Here is a 16375-nt window from a genome sequence, read left to right on the forward strand (position 1 = left end):
TCAATATTTATTTTTGTTGAACAGGCTTCTTTAATAGTCCTAATAATAAGGCTGATATGATCGCACCTATTACGATAGACAATAGGTATAGCCATGGATTTCCATCAACCAATCCAACTACGAACACACCGCCGTGTGGTGCTCTTAAACCGATATGGAAGAACATTGATAGTCCACCCGTAACTGCGGCACCAATTGCAACAGATGGAATAACACGTAATGGATCACCTGCTGCAAAAGGAATAGCACCTTCTGTAATAAAGGAAAGACCCATAATAAAGTTTGTTAAACCTGCATCCTTTTCTTGCTTTGTAAATTTCTTTTTAAATAAAACAGTTGCTAAAGCAATTGCTAATGGCGGAACCATTCCACCGGCCATAATAGCAGCCATTGGCTCAAATACACCATTGGCAATAAGCCCTGTTCCAAAAACATATGCTGATTTATTGATTGGTCCACCCATATCAAATGCCATCATCGCCCCTAAGATAATTCCTAAGAAGACCGCATTACCAGTACCAATATTTGACAGCCAATTGGTCATTCCAGTGTTAATAGCTGTAACAGGTTCCATAATCACATAATTCATAATAATGCCAGTAAAGAAAATTCCTAATAATGGATAAAGCAGAATCGTTTTAATACCTTCTAATGATCTAGGAAGTACTTCTAACACTTTCTTTAGACCGACAACTAAATAACCAGCTAAGAAACCGCCGATTAAACCACCAAGAAAACCAGCACCACCTTGAGCAGCCATAAATCCTGCAACCATACCAGGAGCAAAACCAGGACGATCAGCAATACTCATTGCGATAAATCCAGCAAGAACAGGCACTAATAATGCAAAGGCATTATCGCCGCCAATATATTTAATAACCGCAGCAAAAGCATTATAACTCGGATCATTCGGATCAGCTGAGTTATAACCAAACATAAAGGAAATAGCAATTAATATTCCGCCACCAACAACAAATGGCAGCATGTTCGAAACACCGTTCATTAAGTGTCTGTAAATTTGACCACCGATTCCTTTTTTCCCTGCGTTTTCTTCGCTGGAATTAGAACCTGATCCACCATTATATACTGGTGCCTGCTGTTTAATAGCACGATTGATTAATTCTTCAGGCTTACGAATACCATCTGCAACAGGGGTTTCAAGCACATGTTTTCCATTGAAGCGTTCCATTTGCACTTTCGTATCAGCAGCAACAATTACAGCCGTTGCTTTTTCAATTTCCTCTGCTGTCAGAACATTTTTTGCTCCACCGGAACCATTTGTTTCAACCTTAATATCAACACCCATTTCAGCTGCTTTCGCCTTTAATGAATCTGCTGCCATATAGGTATGAGCAATCCCCGTTGGACAAGCAGTTACTGCCACAATAAAATTCTTTTTATCAGCAATATTTTCGTCAGCTGTTTCTTCCTCTACATCATAACTGTCAATTATTGATATTACATCTTGTTTAGAAGCCGCATTTAATAATTTCGAGCGCACTTCTTCTTTAAGCAATAATGTAGATAATCTTGATAGTGCTTCAAGATGAGTATTGTTAGCCCCATCTGGTGCAGCGATCATAAAAAATAAATTTGCCGGCTGTCCATCTAATGATTCATAGTCAACACCACTGCTTGATCGCCCAAACGCAATGGCAGCAGTTTTTACAGCACTCGTTTTTGCATGGGGAATTGCTATTCCTTCACCAATTCCCGTTGTACTTTGCTCTTCTCTTTTTAAAATCGCTTGCTTGTACGTTTCTCTATCTGTTAATTTTCCTGCTGAATGAAGAATATCCACTAACTGATTAATGGCATCAAGCTTTCCATTTCCTTCTATATTCAAAAGGATAGTCTCTTGCGTTAATAATTCTGTAATTTTCATTTTATAACGCTCCCCTTTAATTTTATTTTTATCCACTTAATATCTTTCTAATAAAATGGTGTGTGACCATTATGATTGGACTTGGACTTGCGGAAGAAGTTCTTCTACTTTTTCCTTTGTACATAATCCAATTGAAAAAGCTGTCGCACTTCCTGAGGCAATACTGTAGCGGAAGGATTCTTTTATATCCTGTGTTTCTTTATATTTAGATAAGAAGCCTGCTACCATGCTATCTCCAGCGCCAACTGAGCTTTTCACTTGCCCTTTTGGAACCGTACTAATGATTTCTTCGTGTTGAGTAATCAAGACTGCACCATCACCTGCTAATGAGACGATCACATTTTGCGCTCCCATTTCCAATAGTTTTTTTCCATACGGAATCGCTTCTTCTGGAGTCGAAATAGTTACCCCAAACAATTCACCAAGTTCATGATGATTAGGCTTGATTAAAAACGGTTGATAAGGCAAGACTGCTTTTAATAATTCACCTTCTGCATCTACGACGAAAGAAACATTGTTCGCATGACAGATCTTGACTAGCTCTTCATAAGTCGTTTTAGGAAGAGTAGATGGAACACTTCCAGCTAATACTAGTAGGTCTTCTGACGTTAAAGAAGCAATCTTCTCTTTTAACTCCTGAAACTTTTCTTCAGAAATAGTGGGTCCATTTGCGTTTAATTCTGTTTCTGTATCAGTCTTTAACTTCACATTGATACGTGTATCTTCTTCTACTTTCACAAAATCTGTTTCAATCATTTCTGACAATAGTTGTGTTTCAATAAAACTTCCAGTAAATCCGCCGACAAATCCTAACGCTTTACTTGGCACGCCCATTTTTTTTAACACTCTAGAAACATTTATTCCTTTTCCACCCGCAAATTTACTTGTTTTTTCTAACCGATTTAGTTCTCCTAAATGCACTTCTTTCACTTCGATAATATAATCGACAGAAGGATTTAACGTTAGGGTATAAATCATTCTTTCACAACCTTTATGCTAGTTTTCCTTGAATATAAATCGTTTACTTCTTCATCCAGATAATTAGTAATAATAGAAGCATTGTGCAAATCAGCTATCTTTGCAAAGTAAACTTCGGAGAATTTACTATCATCTGCGACAAAAAAAGCTTCTCTTGACAATGATATTGCTTTGCTTTTCACCATTGCTTCTTCTTGATCAGCAGTAGTATACCCATATTCAGGATGAATACCATTGACACCCATAAAGCACTTATCAAATCGATAGTTATCAAGACTTAATAATGCGCCACGACCGACTAACGCGTTTGTTTTTTCTTTTACATAACCACCTGTAATATAGGTTTGAATACGAGCTTCTAGTAAGCTTGTCATATGCGTAAGACCGTTCGTTACCACCACAATGTCTCGATTCTTTAAGAATGGAATCATTTCTTTAATGGTTGAACCAGCATCCAAATATATACTATCTCCATCTTCTACTAGCTTTGCTGCGTATGCCGCAATCATTTTTTTCTCTTGGAGGTTTTTGAACGCTTTTTCACTCATACTCTGCTCCGTTATTTTCCCTTGAAGCCTAGCTGCACCACCATGCACTCGTTTCAAGAACCCTTCTTGCTCTAATTGAGTTAAATCGCGTCTGATGGTGGATTCTGAAGTATTCAAAACATCTATCAAATCTTGAATTTTCACAACACTATGTTGTTTTAGTAATTGTAAAATAAGTTCATGCCTTTCAGGTGTTAACAAGATTATCACGCTCCCTTTTAGGGTATATCTTGGGATTATGTCATTTTCTTTGAGGTGATTAACATTAACTAAACAGATTACGATAAATAAGATTTTTACCCTCATAAAAAAAGGCTGTTTTCGTAAACTTTGTTGCTTATTAAGACAAAAATAAATATTGTGATATAATTAGATTATAGAAGGAATAAAATAGTAATTGTATAAAGAATTGAATATGATAAATTAGAAATAGAAGATAGATTAACTGATAAGAGGTGAAACATATATGGGTAAGAAAATTTTATACCTCGTTTCTCTTGTTTTGATAGTGTCAGCAGTAGCAATAATCTTTAATGGGTAATGGTAGCGATATTTGCAATTAACTTACAGGAGGTGAAACACATATGAATAATAAGGCGATAAACTTCGTTGTTCTTGCTCTGATAATGTCTGCGGTGGTGGTAAACAACTTAGAAGCACTCTACACCTTCAAGATGATATTTAATGGTGTCGTAATGGCTGTTTTAGTGTTAATTGGTTGTGAGCGTATATACAGATATACAAAGAGAAATAGAAAAGCAATTTAAACAAGATGGGTAGCATTCGCTATCCTCTTTTTTATTCCTTACTAAATTGCCCTTAAAGAATTGACAGTAGTATAGTTCGATTTTTGACACGCTGAAATAAGCATTTGCTCAACCCGATTTTCAAATGCTATGTTCTTACCAAGTTCAAGCCATCGAAACCAATAGAGGTAGTTATCAAGATATTTTGTTGCAACTCCTTGAAAACGCTCCATCCAAGTCTTTAAGCGACTATGGAAGTTATTAACGTGCTGAATATGGTATATGCCCTTCTTCACACGCTGTTTTTGTCGCTCATTGACCGTTTCGTGCTGTAATCCCTTTATCTTGGCAAACTTTTTATAATTTGTTGCGGTATCTGTACATAACAAAGCAGACGGGTGAATATACTCACCTATCACAGTATCAATTTCTTCGGCTTTAACACGACCTGTTCCAGCCTTTCGAGCAATTACACTACCATTGCGGTCTTGTGCAACGACAACGGCGATTTTAAGGTTAGAAATACCTCTTTTCTCGTCTTTTTCTCCACGCTTCTTGGGTTTTCTGTGGGTAATTTCGCTACCTTTCATAGACTCACGAAAGAAGGTTTCGTCACTCTCAATGATACCTTGCAATTGATTAAAGCCAAGACTACCTAATGCGTTCAAGATTTTATGTCTCCAATAGAATGCGGTTGATATATGAATTTTCAAGCGTTCAGCGATTTTTGGCAAAGTATAGCCTTCCACCATTAGTTCAATGTATTTCACCCATTTTTCTGGGTAGCGAGAGCCTGAAAACGGTGTGTTTGTCATATCGTTGAAGGACTTTCCACAATCATTACATAGATAGCGTTGTCTGGAACGATACTTACCGTTACGTTTTACCGATGTGCTTCCGCAATGAACACAACCCAAACCAGAAGCAAATCGAGCCTCACGAATGCTTTTGAGTAGTTTGGTAATTTTATCTGGTTCGTCAGGAAACAAGTCTTGTTTCATAGCATTGAATAACGCCATCTGCTCTGATTTGGTTAATTCGCTGAACTCTTCATAAACATCTTCCCACATACTTGAACGCCTCCTTAAACCCTATTATATCAACCCTTTAACAGTATGGTCAAGAAAGCCACAATCTATACGAAAACAGCCTAAAAAAACAACTTAATTTAAGAACATCATACTGTAAACGATTTCACATTTCAAGCATTTTCTTTCAAAAACAATCAAATATTATCATATTTTTGACGTTTTGTGAACGCTTTTAGTATTATATGAATATTTTTATTGTTCTTCCTTTTAAAACTATCATTATTTTTCCCTAAATTATCTCTTTTAATTTACCGATTTTACGAAAATTGCGGCACTAAATGTTCAACACCGACAGAATTTCCTTTATCATTTTCTCGTTGTTTATGGTATTCTGTGTTCTGGTGAGAAAATATTTACAAAAGAAAAGGAAGGAATATATGAAGAAAATTTCTTATTATTATTTAGACTTTGTTAAAATACTATTTTCTGCGGTACTTTTATTTGCCATTTTCGGAACAGTTAACGATACGATTATAAAACTTATTACTGGTTACTCCTTTCCTAATGTGGACTTTTTAAAGGAAACACAGGCTTTAACAGGATTGTTTATCTTACAATATATAGGATTTGCCCTAATTTATTTTGTGATATACAAAAACAGTCTATCTTTTATTGGATTTACTAAAGATCGAGAGCGAAAAAAGCTTTCTCCGATGTGGACTAAATACTTCATACTATTCGGCATAGGATTTATCCTCTTGTTTTATATTGTATTACTTATTGTTTCCTAGATTAATTTAATAGAAAATAATTGCGTAAAAATGAATTGTATGATACTATCAAATCAATATATAGTTATTTTTTTATAAAATTACACTATATATAGTTATCAATTCAATCTTTAATCCAATGTCTCTTTTCGCTTCTATGAAGCGACTTTTTTTTGGATCATTTTCCGCTCTCCGGCTTTAATATCCCCCTATTAATTAAACGTTTTGATAGAAATGCTTTATAATTACCAAAATTCACACACAAAAAAAGCTGCCCAAAGTTTGAGTCAGCCTATTCATTATTCACTTACTCCTATCGGGAAGCGGTCACTTAAGTGCTACTTACTTGATTTGTATGGGATACACTTGCTGAAGGTTCTTGTAACTTTTTAAAATACTCCTCTTTTGTCATACAATAATAAACGCTTGTAATTAATTGGTTATCAAAAAGTTTATAGCGGTTGGTTTTCTGGAATTTATAATGAAATCCACATTTTTCATTTACTCGTCTTGACTTCGTATTAAAATCAAAATGTCCACACCATATTAAATCCAAACACAAGTGTTCAAATCCATATTCTAACAGATAATTGACTGCTTCTGGCACGATCCCTCTTCCCCAATACCGGGGATTAAGAGCAAATCCTACTTCACGCTGTGCTAAATGAGAGAGTTTAGTATCAGGCGTTCGTTCATGAAAACCAATACTTCCAATCACCTTATTCTCTTCTTTCCACACAATCGCATATGAATTTTCATTCTGTAAAAAATAGCGGATTACTTCTTTACTTTCTTGTTCACTTTTATGGGGTGGCCAGCCAGCAAACGGACCTACCTCTTCCTTTTGCGCATATTCATATAAATCTTTATAATCCGCTTCCTTCCACCCTCTTAGCAACAGTCTTTTTGTCTCAAATACATCCATTTACTTTCACCACCAGTTAATTATTAAAACTTTGTCCTCTATTTTACCGCCATGCCAATCTTTCATATATATCCTGTAAAGTGCGACAGCCCAATTGTTCAGCCCTTTGTAAATACTGACACCATAGAACAGCGGTTAATTTAGCATCCCCTAAGGCATGATGACGATTTATGACAGGAATATCACTAAATTCACACCATTCCTCTAATGTCAATATTCTTTGTTGTGGTTCAACAATTTTAAACAAAAAAGAAGTATCAACGATTCGATGTTTAAATGGTGTTTTAAAACTTCTCCAGCATGCAGACTGCATAAAGCTTTTCTCATGGGAAGAGTGATGAGCAATCAGTGTATTATCCTTAACAAATCCAAAAAATTGCACCAGTACATCGGATAGGGGCGGGGCATCATGTAAATCTTCGGTTTTAATTCCAGTTAAACAGCTTATTTCTTCTGGTATATCTATTCCAGCGTTAACTAATGTATAAAATTGCTCATCTAAGATATCGCAGCCTTCTACCTTTATAGCACCAATTGAAATAATTTGATCGCCTTTATCAGGTAAAAATCCCGTTGTTTCAATATCAAAAACAACTGCTTTTAAATTATTTAATGGCAACCTGGAGGCAGCTTCAACCTTTAAATCTTTTTGAAGCTGTCTCATAAAAGCAATTTGCTGAGAATTACTCCCACTCGAGGTAGCGTGCAATACACTCGAATTGACTTTTCCATATAAATCTCTCATATATTGTAGAAACGATTCGACTCCCATTTTAACACCCTTTTTCAATTATCCTTTGTACTTGATGATATAATTTGATACCATGGCGCATTAATCCTTTTATTTCTTGTCTTTGTTCTTTTGTTAACTGTTTTATATTCAAATAATGAACATCTTCATATGTTTTTGCCTCTTTAAATAATTCGATGCGATAATCTAATATTCTCCTAAAAGAGCTTTCATATAGTCTTAACCAGTTGTCATATGTCTCCATCGTTCTTAATGTCTTAATACGTTCTAACGTCGATGTTTCCTGGATTTTTTCCTTAATAGCTAGAAGCCTAATCGAATTAACATACGGTAAATACATCGTATGCTTCAAATGAATGGAACCTTTATGCCTTCCCGTTCTTTCCACAAAAAATTGGCCGAATATTCCGACCCCCTTTTTTATACGCATTACATTATTCATAAATCTTTTTAGTAGCATTGGATGAAGAACGCAGTACTGATGAATATAACTTCTCAACTCTTGAACATAATTTTCCTCTCCAAACAGTTGTCTACTATCATAAAAGATTTGCAAAAATCTAATTGATTCCCAGTTTTCTTTTTCCATCCATTGCTGTAATTGGTGTTTCCATTCTTCTACGGATTTGCACCAGATAGGATTACTACTCATGACTTTCCCTTCACAATATGGATAACCTATTTCATTTAACGCATCACTTAGGCATTCTCCAAATTGGATAAAATATTGATTGCTGTTTTCGTCATTGCTTTCATAGATAATGCCATGATCTTGATCGCTAAAGATGCCTTGTTCTTTTCTGCCAGCACTTCCTGTAACAAACCAGACAAATGAACATGGAGGTTCACCGTAATTTTTTTTATATTCACAAAGGACAAATTGAAATAACTCCATAAATAGTTCATCGTAAAAATTATTTAACTGAGTGTTTTGATAGGTGGTTGTTTGTAAAAAAAGTTCCTTTTCTCTTTTCCATTCATTTAACCTATGACTTTTAAAGCACATCCATGCACTTCCTTCTTCGATAAGCGATATTTATATGAATCTGTATGTCTATCATAACATGTTCTTATTTGCAATTGATTAATGAAAACAGATAAAAGTCTCACTTTTCAGCGAGACTTCTATCCTCATTAAGTTTATAGTCTATTTTCTTAATCGCGACGATAAACGTCTGATTTTATAAGCTTTTTGTTTCGTCTTTTGACAAGAATGCTTCTGGGTAACCATATGAACCATGTTCACTAATATCTAAGCCCATGATTTCTTCTTCTTCTGTTACTCGTAGTCCGCTAACCTTCTTGATAACAAATAGAATGATATAGCTTATTGCAAAAGCGAATAATCCACAAGTTAGAACGCCAAGCGCCTGCACGCCTAATTGCCCGAAGCCGCCGCCATAAAATAGACCAGCTTTCCCTACTCCCGTATATTCCGCTAACTCTGCTGTTGCAAATAATCCATTAGATAGTGTTCCCCAAATTCCCGCAGTACCATGAACAGATAGTGCAAAAATTGGATCATCGATTTTTCTATTCTCGAAGAAGCGTACACTATAAAATACCAGTACTCCAGCAATTAAACCAATTACTACTGCTGCCCAAGGCTCAACGAATGCACAAGATGCTGTGATGGCAACGAGACCTGCTAAGGCACCATTTAGCATGGTTGTAATATCTGACTTCCCTAAAACAATCCAGGAAATTAGTAGTGCTGCTACAGCACCAGCTGCTGCTGCTAAGTTTGTATTTAATGCAACATATCCAAAGAAACCGTCCGCTACAGAAACTGTACTACCTGCATTAAATCCGAACCAACCGACCCAAAGAATTAGTACGCTTAACGCTGTATAAACTTGGTTATGACCAAATATCGGGTTAGCCGAACCATCAGCATTGTATTTTCCAATACGCGGCTTTAAAAGCATTGTAGCTGCTAGCGCCGCTGCTGCACCAGTTAAGTGAACAACAGTTGAGCCCGCAAAGTCTTGCTTTCCATGTTCTGCTAACCAGCCGCTTCCCCAAATCCAATGGGCAATGACAGGATAAACCAAAATACCAAATAATACAGAGAAAATGAGGTACACAGATAATTTCGCACGCTCCGCAAACCCACCAAGTGCAATTGTTAAGGAGATGCCTGCAAACGCTAGTTGGAAGACGAAGAAAACAGTAGTTTGTAATCCATCTCCATCTATTTGGCCAACGCTACCCCCATTGTAGAAAAACTCACTCATTCCGACAAAGAAATTAGCATTGTCTCCAAAAATAAATCCATAACCAACAGCCCAGAAAACTAATGAAGCTATCCCAAATGTAAAAATTGTTTTACCAGCAATATGGCCTGCATTTTTCATTCTTGTGGAACCTGCTTCTAATAAGATAAATCCACCAAGCATAAAAATAACTAAAATTGCAGCAATCATTGTCCACAAGCTGTTCATTAAAAACTCTAAATTTTCCATTAAGTTACCTTCCCCCTTTATGTACGTTAATTTACCATCAAGTGTCATATAATCTAACACTCTAATAACTTTATTTTACCCATATTAAATTTTCTGTCAATAAGAATTTTAAATTTAATTTTCTTAAAACTTAAAATATTATATTTATTTCCTTATACCTGTTGTTTTATTTGTTTTATTACGATAACTGTATTTATTTTCGGTGTTTTTTTGAAATCGTTACCATATATAATCTAAAAAGTACCTATTACTGAACGAAACAAAAATCCTTATATATGTAAAAAAAGCTGACACAAGGTCAGCTTTTTATCTTCTATTAGCAAATAAATGTCGCACCGACGATAATTAATAAGATAAACAATACTACTATTAATGCAAATCCGCCACCGAAGCCAACGCCGCCAACAGCTCCAGGACCATATCCGCATCCATATCCACCATAACCGTACATATATACATCTCCCTTTCTCTTTTGTAGTATAATTAACCATTTCTTTTTTCGGTTAACGAATAAGGAGCCTTTATGTTTTCTTATTCTAGCTCCTCTACAAAATCATTGTATGCAGGCAGATATGTATGGGTTGGGTAAATGTCTATTTTCCGCAAAAAAACCTAAACTCTTTCCATTTTATTTTTTAAAAGTATATAGCTTATGCTTGGTCAAAAACTGCTTTTCTTAATTCTATCGTTTGTTTATAAGGATTCTCCGCCATACTTATTTCTGAAATAACGGCGACTCCATCTGCTCCTGCTTGTATAACAGGACGTGCATTTTCAACTGTGATCCCCCCTATCCCAACAATTGGTATAGAAAAGTTCTTTTGTCTTACTATTTCAACAAGAGAGGTGCCTTGTACTGCTTTAGCATCCTTTTTCGTACTTGTAGGATAAATAGGACCTATGCCAATATAATCTGCTCCTGCATCTAGTGCTGCTTGAATCTCCTCGATGGAATGAGCAGATACCCCCAATAGTTTATTACCTAGCATTTTTCTTACTTTTATGGCATTTTCATCGTCTTGTCCAATATGTACTCCATCCGCATTAACAGACAAGGCTAATTCAATATCATCATTCACAATGAATGGAACATGATACTGCTTGCAAAGTTCTTGCATTCTCATTGCCAGTTGAATTTTGTCTTCTCCCATTAATGCTCCGTCGCCTTTTTCGCGAAATTGAAAAACGGAAATCCCGCCTTTTAATGCTTCTTCCAAAATAAATTCTGGATCAGATGTACTGTTGTTGCTTCCCATGATAAAATAAATTTTTAGCAATTGTTTTATTTGCTCTTTTGTATAAGTTGTCATATATCCCCCGTATTATCTTTTGCTTTCTTGGTAAGCCCAATGGTTGGTTGGACCATGCCCGCTGCCTATATGAAGATCATTTTTTATAGCTTGATGAATAAATTCCTTACCTAATTGAAAAGCATCATTAATCGAAAAGCCATTGGCAAGGGCTGCTGTAATCGCTGCCGAAAAAGTACAGCCTGTTCCATGCGTATTTTTTGTTGGAATCCTTTCTGCCACCAAGCTTGAAAAATCACTGCCATCAAATAATAAATCAATCGCTTCCTTCTCATCCCCATGGCCACCTTTTATAACGACATAAGTAACACCCATCGCATTTAATCTTTTGGCAGCTTCTTTTCTTTCCTCTATATTTCGAATATCTCTCCCAGTTAATACCTCTGCCTCTGGTATATTCGGTGTTAAAACAGTTGCAAGCGGGAGGAGCTTTTTTTTCATAGCTTCTGTTGCTTCCTGCTGCAGTAAATTAGCACCACCCTTAGCAATCATCACAGGATCAATCACTAAATTTTTCCAACGGTACTCTTTTATCTTATCCGCTACCAATTCAATTATTTCACTATTAAAAAGCATACCTGTTTTTAATGCATCTGGTCGTAAATCCACTGCGATAGATTCTAGTTGTTTTTCAATCGCCTCAAGGGTCATTGGGTATACCCCATCTACTCCGCGGGTATTTTGTGCGGTAATAGCGGTGATGGTACTCATTCCATATACTTTAAGTTCTTGGAAGGTTTTTAGATCTGCTTGAATTCCAGCTCCTCCGCCACTATCTGATCCCGCTATTGTTAATGCTTTCGCTGTAGCCATATAATTACCCCCTCTTAATCTCCACTCTCATCGATTCCTTTATATTTTCTTCCTTTATTTTCGCTAACTGATTTAATAATTCGATTTGAAAACTTCCTGGACTTTCTTCGCTCGTCTTTTCAAAAGCAAGTTCTGATGCAACTCCATATGTTACTAAACCCGCTATAGAAGCTAGAAAGACATCCTCTTCTACTGCAATAAATGCACCTAAAATGGAGGAAAGTAAACAACCTGTACCTGTAACCTTAGTTAACAAGGAATGACCATTATGGATAATAGAAAGTTTCCCGTCAACAGCAACTATATCTTGTTCACCTGTTATAACAACTGGTACTTGTAATAGCTTTGCAGCTTCCATTGCGATTCCTTGGCTATTATGTTCACTGACAGAGTCTACACCTCTCATTTTTGCTTTAATTCCAGCTACATTCGCTACTTCTGCTGCATTTCCGCGAAGCAAGCTTATTTTTACTTCCTTCATAATGCGGTGTACAGATTCCGTACGATAACTAGTTGCTCCTGCACCAACAGGATCTAGAATTACGGGTGTATTAGCCTGATTTGCAGCCTTCCCAGCTATAATCATACTCTCTACTTTTTCAGCTGTTAGTGTTCCAATATTTAAGACAAGAGCATCCGCTGCTGCTGCCATTTCCGCAACTTCTTCCTTTGCATATGCCATTACTGGTGACGCTCCTAATGCTAGTAACCCATTTGCCGTAAAGTTAGTAACAACAACATTAGTAATATTGTGAACCAATGGCACATGTTTTCGAAGTTTTGTTAATATCGCCGGAATTACCATGTCAACATTTTCATTCATCTCTTAAAATCAATTCCTTTCTAAAGTTCCTTATTACTCTTAAGACTTTTATCCTTTGATAGGTAAAGTGAATCCTCCCTCACATGGAAATTCCCTTTCATCACCATTGTGGATAGTATTTTCTGATGTCCAGTCTTCTCAAATTCAGTTATCCTTACAATTAAGTGCTCTAGTTATAAAAGCGAAATACATTACATACATACAAAAAGCCATAACTAACTGAATTCCTAACACGGATACGAAGGAAGCGCCGTGCGATTTTTCAGCAATTATGGCAAAAATAAAAACACTACGCCTAAGCAAAGTGTTTTGATTCCATTACACCTCCCTACGCTGGCATTATCCAACAGGTTCATTCGGTCAATGGCAGACTAGCCATACTCTCAGCCTGTTTCCACAAGCCCCCGCTTTATATTTAATTGAATTCTCTTAAATTTTAACGAAAAAATAGGAATAATGCAAGAATGGCAGCCTAATAGTCTAATGCATATAAGTAATCTTCCGCTGGTGCTATCGTTTCTTCGGCCTTTTCCAGCTTAATAATAGGCATTATTTGACCTTCATATTCTTTCTTTTCCAAGGTTCCTGTTATCACATACCATTGATTACTTTGTAATTCACCAACATCTCCCTCCATCATATAACCAAACAATCCTAAATCTGCAATACAATGGGTCATAACATATCTTGCAATAACTGCTTGATTATCGGTGAAGGCTTTTTCTCGATGAATAAAACCAGTAATCATCACTTTTTTTCCTGCCATATCGTTTAAATTTGTATGAATCATGTCCATTGTCTGCAAATAATTGTCATCTTCGATTGTAATCATATCTTCTTCCCCTAAGGTCTTGAGCTGACCTTGACTAGCAGAAAAAGTTTGTCCTTGCTCAAATTGAATATTTGGAAGTATACTTTTATCAATCGACATGTCCTGTAAGGTAAAAAACAACATCAAGGGGCTAATAAATAGAAGATAGGAAAAAGTAAGCTTCAGGAAAGAGGCATTCTCATCACATACATCACAATCACAATCGGCCCCCTTTAAATTACTATTTAACAACCGGAAAAATCCAAGAAAAAACATCAATATCATCGTTATACCTAGTAATGGCACCATTTTGGGGGCAACAAGCTGTCCTACATCTCCTGTCACCAATAACTTAAAAATAAGGAGACTGAAGCCAATCAGTACAATTCCTTGCAGTTCGTTTGCTAACTGCCAGGTTGGACTCCATTTGATTTTCACCATTTTTCCTCCTTATATGTGTCATGAAAACAAAATGAATCGTGAAGCTAGCGAAAGTAAGAAGACAACTATTGTAACTATCATAATAAATACGAATACAAATTTCATGCGAAAAGAAGCCATCATGACAAATGTATTTTTAAAATCAAGGATTGGTCCAAAAACTAAAAAACCAATAATCGCTTCAGGGGTAAACATCTTGGCAAAGGAAGCTGCTACGAAAGCATCTGCCTCTGAGCAAAGTGACAGCACATACGCTAGCCCCATCATTACTGCTGTACCTTCAATTGGTGATTCCCCCGCCTGCATGATAGAACTATCCTTTAAATATACCTGAGCAACACTTGCAAATACTGCTCCAATAATGAAATATTTCCCGATCGTAAAGAATTCATGACAAGTATGATGCAAAATTCCTTTCCATTTAGAATCTCCTTTGTTTTCATTAATAGGAACGGCTGCCATTAAATCTTCCCTTTGTGTTTTTAATACCTTTTGTTTCGAAAAAAAGAAATAAATAATGAGACTCACTATAATGGCTGCCAATATGCAAATGATAAAACGTCCGTATGCAATCGATAAATTATCTTGGAAGGCATAGTATGTACTGCCAAAAACGATAAAATTAAGAATTGGCGCTCCCATTAACAAGACAACACCAATATGGACAGGAATTCCTTTTTGAATTAATCTGCGAACAACTGGAATAATGGCACATTCACAGACTGGTGTAATCACTGCAGCAATTAAAGCAGCACCAATGGCCGCTATTGGGTTTTTCGGCATAATTCTAGCAATATACTCTTCTGAAATATAAATATTAATTATAGAGGAGGCGATGGCACCTAATAATAAAAACGGAAGTGCCTCAAGCAAAATCCCAAGAAATAACACAAAAATAGTTTTTATTTGATCTGGCAATGCGAAGCTCCATTGCTTTGCCACATAAAGATCCCCGAAAAAAAATAGATACATTAAAGCGATAAATAAGCAAAAGATAAAAATATCCTTCATACGAGTTGGGATAGACATAGCATACTCCTTTTCTTCCATCATTTATCCTTATATAGTTTATATCTATGCTTGTCCTATCCTATCTATGCAAAAATAGTGTATCTTATGATAGATTCGATAAGATACACAAAGAAAGTATTATAGAATTACTTTTTCAGGTAATTTTTCACCTATTAAAATGATCTCTCCTTTTCGATTAGGAAGATATTCCTTTACTTTTTGCCATTCTAGCAAACCAGAAGCATATTGAAAATGATACCAAGAATGATCATCACTATTTTTGATTGTTCCTTTAGCTCGCAGTAAATTATCTTGATTATTTTTTAAGAAATCTCGTAATTCGCTTTTCGTCATAGGGGTTGTTTGAACTATTTTCATTGCTTTAATATGATGATGGTGATGATGACGCGAAATAGATTGGTCTTTTATTTTAGTACCTTCCTGTTTTTCCAAATATGCTGTTACTCCATGGCCATAGTTACTATGTAATAATGGAGCATCAGGATTTATCTTTCTAATTCGCTTTTCCACCTTTTCAACAGCAAGCTTGCTTGAAAGCTGATCGATTTTATTAAGGACTAATACTGTTCCATTCTCAATTTGCTCTTTCTGCAGCTGCCTCACTTCTTTGCTGCTTGAAAAAATACTTGTGTATTCCGTAAAATGCAAGCTGTCAATTAAACAAATACTTTCAACGATCTCAAAAGTATCTTTATATTGCTGTTCCTTGAATGTCTCCATTATTTCGGAAGGATTTGCTACCCCAGTCCCTTCTAGCAACACAATTTCAATGTTCTCTTTATGCAATGTTACAGTTAATTCATCAAGTGTTGATCTCAAATCTTCTTTGATTGAACAACAGACACATCCATTTAACAATTCATAGAGTGACTCCTCTTTAAAAAGATGTTTTTCGATATTTGTTTCCCCAAGTTCATTCAATATAATGGCATACTTTTTATTTTTCCCTTTAAAATACTCCATACAGTTTAATAGAGTTGTCGTTTTTCCGCTCCCAAGGAACCCATTTATTAAATAAACTTTGATTTTTTTCATGAAAATACCTC

The 16375-nt window shown here is 35.9% G+C and carries 17 protein-coding genes; 2 read left to right on the plus strand and 15 right to left on the minus strand.

Going from position 1 to position 16375, the window contains the following annotated elements:
• Window positions 1–7 precede the first annotated feature (7 nt).
• The 3 genes from NSQ89_RS10290 to NSQ89_RS10300 all read right to left on the minus strand — a co-directional run bounded on the left by NSQ89_RS10290 (window position 8) and on the right by NSQ89_RS10300 (window position 3612).
• Window positions 8–1885, minus strand: coding sequence for a PTS fructose transporter subunit IIABC (locus tag NSQ89_RS10290; protein WP_095257217.1), 1878 nt, complete (start codon window positions 1883–1885; stop codon window positions 8–10).
• A 69-nt stretch (window positions 1886–1954) separates the two neighbouring features.
• The gene (gene pfkB / locus NSQ89_RS10295; RefSeq protein ID WP_047940582.1) at window positions 1955–2863 is read right to left on the minus strand and encodes a 1-phosphofructokinase; all 909 of its coding nucleotides are present in this window, start codon (window positions 2861–2863) and stop codon (window positions 1955–1957) included.
• A complete protein-coding gene (locus tag NSQ89_RS10300; RefSeq protein WP_047940581.1) occupies window positions 2860–3612 on the minus strand; it encodes a DeoR/GlpR family DNA-binding transcription regulator in 753 nt (250 codons plus the stop codon). Before NSQ89_RS10300 ends, pfkB begins: the two co-directional genes overlap by 4 nt.
• 383 nt (window positions 3613–3995) lie before the next feature.
• Between NSQ89_RS10300 and NSQ89_RS10305 the strand changes: the two genes are divergently transcribed.
• The gene (locus NSQ89_RS10305; protein WP_341132099.1) at window positions 3996–4178 is read left to right on the plus strand and encodes a hypothetical protein; all 183 of its coding nucleotides are present in this window, start codon (window positions 3996–3998) and stop codon (window positions 4176–4178) included.
• A gap of 41 nt (window positions 4179–4219) precedes the next feature.
• On the opposite strand, the gene NSQ89_RS10310 is transcribed toward NSQ89_RS10305, so the two are convergent.
• Window positions 4220–5227: an IS1595 family transposase gene (locus NSQ89_RS10310; RefSeq protein WP_341132098.1), complete on the minus strand. Its 1008-nt coding sequence runs from the start codon at window positions 5225–5227 to the stop codon at window positions 4220–4222.
• A gap of 398 nt (window positions 5228–5625) precedes the next feature.
• On the opposite strand from NSQ89_RS10310, the gene NSQ89_RS10315 reads away from it, so the two are divergent.
• A complete protein-coding gene (locus NSQ89_RS10315) occupies window positions 5626–5979 on the plus strand; it encodes a hypothetical protein (RefSeq protein WP_047940580.1) in 354 nt (117 codons plus the stop codon).
• 310 nt (window positions 5980–6289) lie between these two features.
• Here NSQ89_RS10315 and NSQ89_RS10320 read toward each other — a convergent pair whose 3' ends face one another.
• From NSQ89_RS10320 to NSQ89_RS10370, 11 genes are all read right to left on the minus strand, one after another.
• Window positions 6290–6883, minus strand: coding sequence for a GNAT family N-acetyltransferase (locus NSQ89_RS10320; protein WP_047940578.1), 594 nt, complete (start codon window positions 6881–6883; stop codon window positions 6290–6292).
• 43 nt (window positions 6884–6926) lie between these two features.
• Complete coding sequence (locus tag NSQ89_RS10325) at window positions 6927–7655, minus strand: exonuclease domain-containing protein (protein ID WP_047940577.1); 729 nt, start codon at window positions 7653–7655, stop codon at window positions 6927–6929.
• Between the two features lies 1 nt (window position 7656).
• Window positions 7657–8640: a DUF294 nucleotidyltransferase-like domain-containing protein gene (locus NSQ89_RS10330; RefSeq protein WP_341132586.1), complete on the minus strand. Its 984-nt coding sequence runs from the start codon at window positions 8638–8640 to the stop codon at window positions 7657–7659.
• A 175-nt stretch (window positions 8641–8815) separates the two neighbouring features.
• Complete coding sequence (locus NSQ89_RS10335) at window positions 8816–10099, minus strand: ammonium transporter (RefSeq protein WP_251687368.1); 1284 nt, start codon at window positions 10097–10099, stop codon at window positions 8816–8818.
• A gap of 316 nt (window positions 10100–10415) precedes the next feature.
• Complete coding sequence (locus NSQ89_RS10340) at window positions 10416–10550, minus strand: YjcZ family sporulation protein (protein WP_082138229.1); 135 nt, start codon at window positions 10548–10550, stop codon at window positions 10416–10418.
• Between the two features lie 199 nt (window positions 10551–10749).
• Complete coding sequence (gene thiE, locus NSQ89_RS10345) at window positions 10750–11409, minus strand: thiamine phosphate synthase (RefSeq protein WP_095257213.1); 660 nt, start codon at window positions 11407–11409, stop codon at window positions 10750–10752.
• 12 nt (window positions 11410–11421) lie between these two features.
• On the minus strand, window positions 11422–12222 hold the full coding sequence (gene thiD / locus NSQ89_RS10350; RefSeq protein ID WP_061796266.1) for a bifunctional hydroxymethylpyrimidine kinase/phosphomethylpyrimidine kinase: 801 nt from the start codon (window positions 12220–12222) through the stop codon (window positions 11422–11424).
• 4 nt (window positions 12223–12226) lie between these two features.
• Window positions 12227–13045, minus strand: coding sequence for a hydroxyethylthiazole kinase (gene thiM, locus NSQ89_RS10355; RefSeq protein WP_047940572.1), 819 nt, complete (start codon window positions 13043–13045; stop codon window positions 12227–12229).
• A gap of 472 nt (window positions 13046–13517) precedes the next feature.
• The gene (locus tag NSQ89_RS10360) at window positions 13518–14297 is read right to left on the minus strand and encodes a TIGR03943 family putative permease subunit (RefSeq protein ID WP_061796268.1); all 780 of its coding nucleotides are present in this window, start codon (window positions 14295–14297) and stop codon (window positions 13518–13520) included.
• Between the two features lie 18 nt (window positions 14298–14315).
• Window positions 14316–15239 carry a permease gene (locus NSQ89_RS10365; RefSeq protein ID WP_341132587.1) on the minus strand — a complete coding sequence of 308 codons (924 nt, stop codon included), beginning with the start codon at window positions 15237–15239 and terminating at the stop codon, window positions 14316–14318.
• Between the two features lie 207 nt (window positions 15240–15446).
• A complete protein-coding gene (locus NSQ89_RS10370; protein ID WP_341132588.1) occupies window positions 15447–16364 on the minus strand; it encodes a CobW family GTP-binding protein in 918 nt (305 codons plus the stop codon).
• Window positions 16365–16375 lie beyond the last annotated feature (11 nt).

The organism is Niallia sp. FSL R7-0648, from assembly GCF_038007005.1.
Taxonomy (GTDB): Bacteria; Bacillota; Bacilli; order Bacillales; family Cytobacillaceae; genus Niallia; species Niallia circulans.

Coding starts and splice junctions, on each gene's coding strand:
- thiM (WP_047940572.1), bottom strand. CDS start 13,045: ATGAATGAAAATGTTGACATGGTAATTCCGGCGATATTAACAAAACTT.
- NSQ89_RS10290 (WP_095257217.1), bottom strand. CDS start 1,885: ATGAAAATTACAGAATTATTAACGCAAGAGACTATCCTTTTGAATATA.
- NSQ89_RS10320 (WP_047940578.1), bottom strand. CDS start 6,883: ATGGATGTATTTGAGACAAAAAGACTGTTGCTAAGAGGGTGGAAGGAA.
- NSQ89_RS10335 (WP_251687368.1), bottom strand. CDS start 10,099: ATGGAAAATTTAGAGTTTTTAATGAACAGCTTGTGGACAATGATTGCT.
- thiE (WP_095257213.1), bottom strand. CDS start 11,409: ATGACAACTTATACAAAAGAGCAAATAAAACAATTGCTAAAAATTTAT.
- NSQ89_RS10360 (WP_061796268.1), bottom strand. CDS start 14,297: ATGGTGAAAATCAAATGGAGTCCAACCTGGCAGTTAGCAAACGAACTG.
- thiD (WP_061796266.1), bottom strand. CDS start 12,222: ATGGCTACAGCGAAAGCATTAACAATAGCGGGATCAGATAGTGGCGGA.
- NSQ89_RS10340 (WP_082138229.1), bottom strand. CDS start 10,550: ATGTACGGTTATGGTGGATATGGATGCGGATATGGTCCTGGAGCTGTT.
- pfkB (WP_047940582.1), bottom strand. CDS start 2,863: ATGATTTATACCCTAACGTTAAATCCTTCTGTCGATTATATTATCGAA.
- NSQ89_RS10330 (WP_341132586.1), bottom strand. CDS start 8,640: ATGTGCTTTAAAAGTCATAGGTTAAATGAATGGAAAAGAGAAAAGGAA.
- NSQ89_RS10325 (WP_047940577.1), bottom strand. CDS start 7,655: ATGGGAGTCGAATCGTTTCTACAATATATGAGAGATTTATATGGAAAA.
- NSQ89_RS10370 (WP_341132588.1), bottom strand. CDS start 16,364: ATGAAAAAAATCAAAGTTTATTTAATAAATGGGTTCCTTGGGAGCGGA.
- NSQ89_RS10310 (WP_341132098.1), bottom strand. CDS start 5,227: ATGTGGGAAGATGTTTATGAAGAGTTCAGCGAATTAACCAAATCAGAG.
- NSQ89_RS10315 (WP_047940580.1), top strand. CDS start 5,626: ATGAAGAAAATTTCTTATTATTATTTAGACTTTGTTAAAATACTATTT.
- NSQ89_RS10305 (WP_341132099.1), top strand. CDS start 3,996: ATGAATAATAAGGCGATAAACTTCGTTGTTCTTGCTCTGATAATGTCT.